We start from the raw sequence: 4,021 nt of genomic DNA on the forward strand, positions 1-4,021 counted from the left end.
CTAAAAGATGGCATCAGCAGGACCTCTGGTCCCGGACTGGTTCAGCAACGCTCACCCATTGCATCTCTCCGCAGAGGAGCAGCGCGATATCAAAGATGGGTTTGACGCGAAAGGGATCTTCCTGAACATTCCCTACTCCCCTCGGTATTCGAATCTTGAGATCGCGATTCTTTCCACGGTGACGGCTTATGACCTCGTTCCGTACATGGCCAAGGACCGAAGCTCGCTGGAAATCCGGATTCAAAAGATCGCTCGGATGATGCTTCAGTGCCGGTTTGGGTTATCTGACCTCTCCTACGCTCTCCGACTAAACATGCCGCTCGAGCTGGGGCTTCAGCTGGCGTGGGGAAAGGAAGTTTTCGTCGTTACTCGGAAGCGATATCGGAACCTTCGCAGCATTTCCGATTTGAATTTTGCCGACATTCACGCCCACGAGGGAAGCCCCGACAAACTTATTCGTGATTTGTCGAGATGGCTGGAACAGAACTGTTCAGACCGAAGGCTGAGCGACAAGCGGCTTATCGAGCGATACCGTCGTTGGATGAGCATACGGCGATCTCTAGGAAGCGACTTTGATCGGCTCAACCCGAAGGAGATTGCCGCGATGATCGACATCGCCAAAGACGAGTTCGGCCTCGAACTCCCGGCGAGCCGCGCGCGCTAAGAACGGATGGCGTTGGACGAGTGGTCTTTGGCGTTGAGGTGCGCACCGGACGCCTTCCGAGACGGATCTCCGCCGCTCTCGCTTAAGAGGCGCGGTCAGACGTGCCGGAAGGCGGACCCGGCGGGACCGGCCGGCGGGCGCGGCGTCGTGTACGTCGCAGCGTGGCGCGGGACGTTGAGGCGGGTCGAGAGCCGAGCGAGAAGGGATGCGGACACGCCCGCGGTGTTCCGAGACGTACCGGGGCGCACGTTGAGGGCGCCGCGGGTGGGCCCGCGCCCGTAATCGCTCGAGCTATCGGCCCGCCAGCCTACCGGCGACGGCCCATGAAGCGGAGCAGGAACAGAAACAGGTTCACGAAATCGAGGTAGAGGCGCAGGGCGCCGATGATCGCCAGGTTCTGGACGTGGCCTTCCGGAGTGGCGACGGCCATCGCCTTCAGGCGCTGCGCGTCCCAGGCGGTGAGGCCGGTGAACACGATCACGCCGATGATCGAGATCGCGAACTGCAGTCCGTCGGAGTGCACGAACATTCCCACGACCATCGCGAGGAGAAGACCGATCAGGCCCATGGTCACGAAGGAACCGATTCCCGCGAGACTCTTCTTCGTGACGGTGCCGAAGAGCGCGAGGGCTCCGAACATCCCCGCCGTGATGAAGAACGTGGTCGAGATCGACGTCGCCGTGTACGCGAGGAAGATCGTGGAGAAGAGCACGCCGTTCAAGGCGGCGTAGGTGATGAACGCGCCGGCCGCCGCGGCCGGAGACATCTTGAGGACGCGCGCCGAGAGATAGACGACGAGTCCGAGCTCCGCGATGATCAACCCGAAGAAGAGGACCGGGTTGCGGGCGAAACCGATGACGGTGGAGGGGTTCGCGGCCATTCCCGCCGCGACGAGACCGGTCAGGGCAAGGCCGAAGAACATCCATCCGTAGACACGCCGCAGGAACGCCGATACCCGGCCGGCCGTCGCCAGCGACATGGCCTCGAATCGAGAATCAGGGGTCGTTTCAAAAGGGTTCATGCTGTCTTTCCATCCTCCAACGTCATTGTAACGCGAAGGAAACGAGAATCCTTCCCGGGGCGGCTCCGGCCGGGATTCCTGCCATAATCGCCCGATGAGGTCGAATGAAAGCGACGGCGGCCGCGGGGCGCGCCCGTGTCTCCTCGCGGCGGCGGCGCTCGCGGCGCTCACGACGGCGGCCTCTCTCGCGGCCCAGACCCCTTCCCCCGGAGCGAAGGCGGTCGGCATGGGAGGCGCGTTCGTCGCCGCCGGCAACGATGCGTCGGCGCTCTGGGGAAACCCCGCGGGGCTGGCCGAGTGTCCTCTCGGGTGCGCGGTCATCTTCGGGGGCGCCGTCGCGACCGACGAGAACGGCTTTGCTCGCACGCTCCGGGACGACTTTCGGGGCGTGGACGTCGACACCCTGACCGATCCCGCGGCGATCGCCAGGCTCGAGCGAGACCTCCAGCGGTTCGAGGAGCGCGGGACCGGAACGATCGGCTCGGGAAACGCCGGCGTCGGGTACGCCATCCGGGGACTCGCGATCGGGATCGGGGAGACGGTGTACGCGGGCGCCTACCCGCAAGTCGTCCCGATCGAGCCGGGCTCGGTAATCCCCTCGCTCGCATCGCGCGCGACCCTGAAGGGGATCGAGGCCCGCGAGCTCCGTCTGGGCTATGCCGGCTCCTTCCTCGGGTTCACGGTCGGCGGCGACGTTCGCTACGTCCAGGCGCGCACGTATCTCGCGAGCGAATCGCTGGCGGAGGCGGCCGACAACCCCGCCTCGCTCCTGCGGGATGCCCTGAAGAAGAGCGAAACCCGGTCGAACGCGTTCGCCTTGGACGCCGGCGCCATCTACCGCGCGGCGCTCGGGAAGCTGCGCGTCGGGATCGTCGGCGAGAATCTGAACGAGCCGGAGCTCGATTTCGCCGACGGCTCCCGCGCCCCGCTTCCGCGGACGATCCGCGCGGGGGCCGCGTTCGCGCCGGTCTCCTTCGACGGGATCGTCTTCGCGGCCGACGCGGACCTCAACAAGCAGAAGACGCTCGTGCCGGGGCTTTCGAGCCGGCGCATCTCGGCGGGCGCTCAGATCTTCTTCCTCCGGCTCGGCGCCTTCCGCGACCTCGAAGCCGTCGACCCGCACTGGGCGTACACCGCGGGCCTCCAGCTTCCTCTCAAGGCGATCTCGATCGGGATCTCCGGCGTCTACTCCTCCGACAAGCGCGACGTCGGCGCCGCCGCGGAGGTGAGGGTCCGGTTGTAATCGCCCCGAAGGATCGCTCACGCGATCGGCGTCCGATCGGGCGCCTTGGGTTTACGGCAAAGAGCCGGATCTCCGGTTCGGCAGTTCTCGAGGCGAGGGTCGGGGCCTTTCACATCGCGGAAGGCTTTCGCCCGAAGGGTATCCAGCGCCGAGCGCGCCGATCGCCGCGCACGCCAGTGCGCGAGCCACCGAGGCGAAAGCCCGCGGTGCGGGAGCCGGAGCGCAAGCGAGGGGGTGGTGCCCGCGCGGTCGAGTCACACAAGGCCGCGAGCAAAGCGAGCCGCAACGCGACTTCTCCCGGCGGGAGAAGGTGGCGGCCGCAGGCCGCCGGATGAGGGCCCGAGCCGCGACGCCGCCACGCGCCCCGGTTCCCCGAGCAAGCTCCGGCGACGGACTACGCCTCGGCTTCCGCGGTCTGCTTCTTCCCCGATTCCGCGATGATCTTCTCGCGCACCAGGTGCGGGACCTCCGCATAGTGCGAGAAGTCCATGTGGAAGTCGCCGCGTCCCTGGGTGATCGAGCGCAGCGTCGAGCCGTAGGTCAGCATCTCCGCCATCGGGACGAGCGCCCGGATCGTCTGGCGGTCGCCGTCGGCCTCCATCCCCTGCACCTGGCCGCGGCGGGAGGAGAGGTCGCCCATCAGGTCGCCCATGTACTCGGCCGGCGCGTACACCTCGACCTGCATCACGGGCTCGAGGATCGTCGCCCCCGCCTTCGCCATGGCTTCCCGGTACGCGAGCGATCCCGCGATCTTGAAGGCCATCTCCGACGAGTCGACGTCGTGGTACTGGCCGTCGTACAGGCGGACCTTGAAGTCGACCATCGGATGGCCGGCGAGATAGCCCTTCCGGCGCGCTTCCTGGATCCCCTTTTCGACGGCCGGGATGAAATTGCGCGGGATCGCGCCGCCGAAGATGTCGTTCTCGAACTCGAAGTCGGCCCCGCGCGGCAGCGGCGAGACCTCGATGCGGCAGTCGGCGAACTGCCCGTGCCCTCCCGACTGCTTCTTGTGGCGGCCGTGCGCCTCGGCCTTCCGCGTGATCGTCTCGCGATACGGAACCTTCGGCGGGTGCAGGATGACCTCGACGTTATA

At 66.4% G+C, this 4,021-nt stretch carries 4 protein-coding genes; 2 read left to right on the forward strand and 2 right to left on the reverse strand.

The features are described from left to right. Positions 1 to 58: 58 nt before the first annotated feature. Complete coding sequence (locus VKH46_12380) at positions 59 to 664, forward strand: hypothetical protein (GenBank protein ID HKB71634.1); 606 nt, start codon at positions 59 to 61, stop codon at positions 662 to 664. A gap of 307 nt (positions 665 to 971) precedes the next feature. Here the strand turns inward: VKH46_12380 and VKH46_12385 are convergent, their stop codons facing one another. Next, positions 972 to 1,643, reverse strand: a complete 672-nt coding sequence (locus VKH46_12385) for a Bax inhibitor-1/YccA family protein (protein ID HKB71635.1) — start codon at positions 1,641 to 1,643, stop codon at positions 972 to 974. Between the two features lie 136 nt (positions 1,644 to 1,779). Here VKH46_12385 and traF point away from each other — a divergent pair, with 136 nt between their 5' ends. Continuing rightward, entirely contained in the window at positions 1,780 to 2,928 is a 1,149-nt protein-coding gene (traF, locus tag VKH46_12390) for a conjugal transfer protein TraF (protein HKB71636.1), read from the forward strand. 394 nt (positions 2,929 to 3,322) lie between these two features. Here traF and fusA read toward each other — a convergent pair. Then, on the reverse strand, positions 3,323 to 4,021 hold a 699-nt coding region (fusA, locus tag VKH46_12395; GenBank protein HKB71637.1), incomplete at its 5' end, for an elongation factor G.

It is taken from the genome of Thermoanaerobaculia bacterium (assembly GCA_035260525.1).
Taxonomy (GTDB): Bacteria; Acidobacteriota; Thermoanaerobaculia; order UBA5066; family DATFVB01; genus DATFVB01.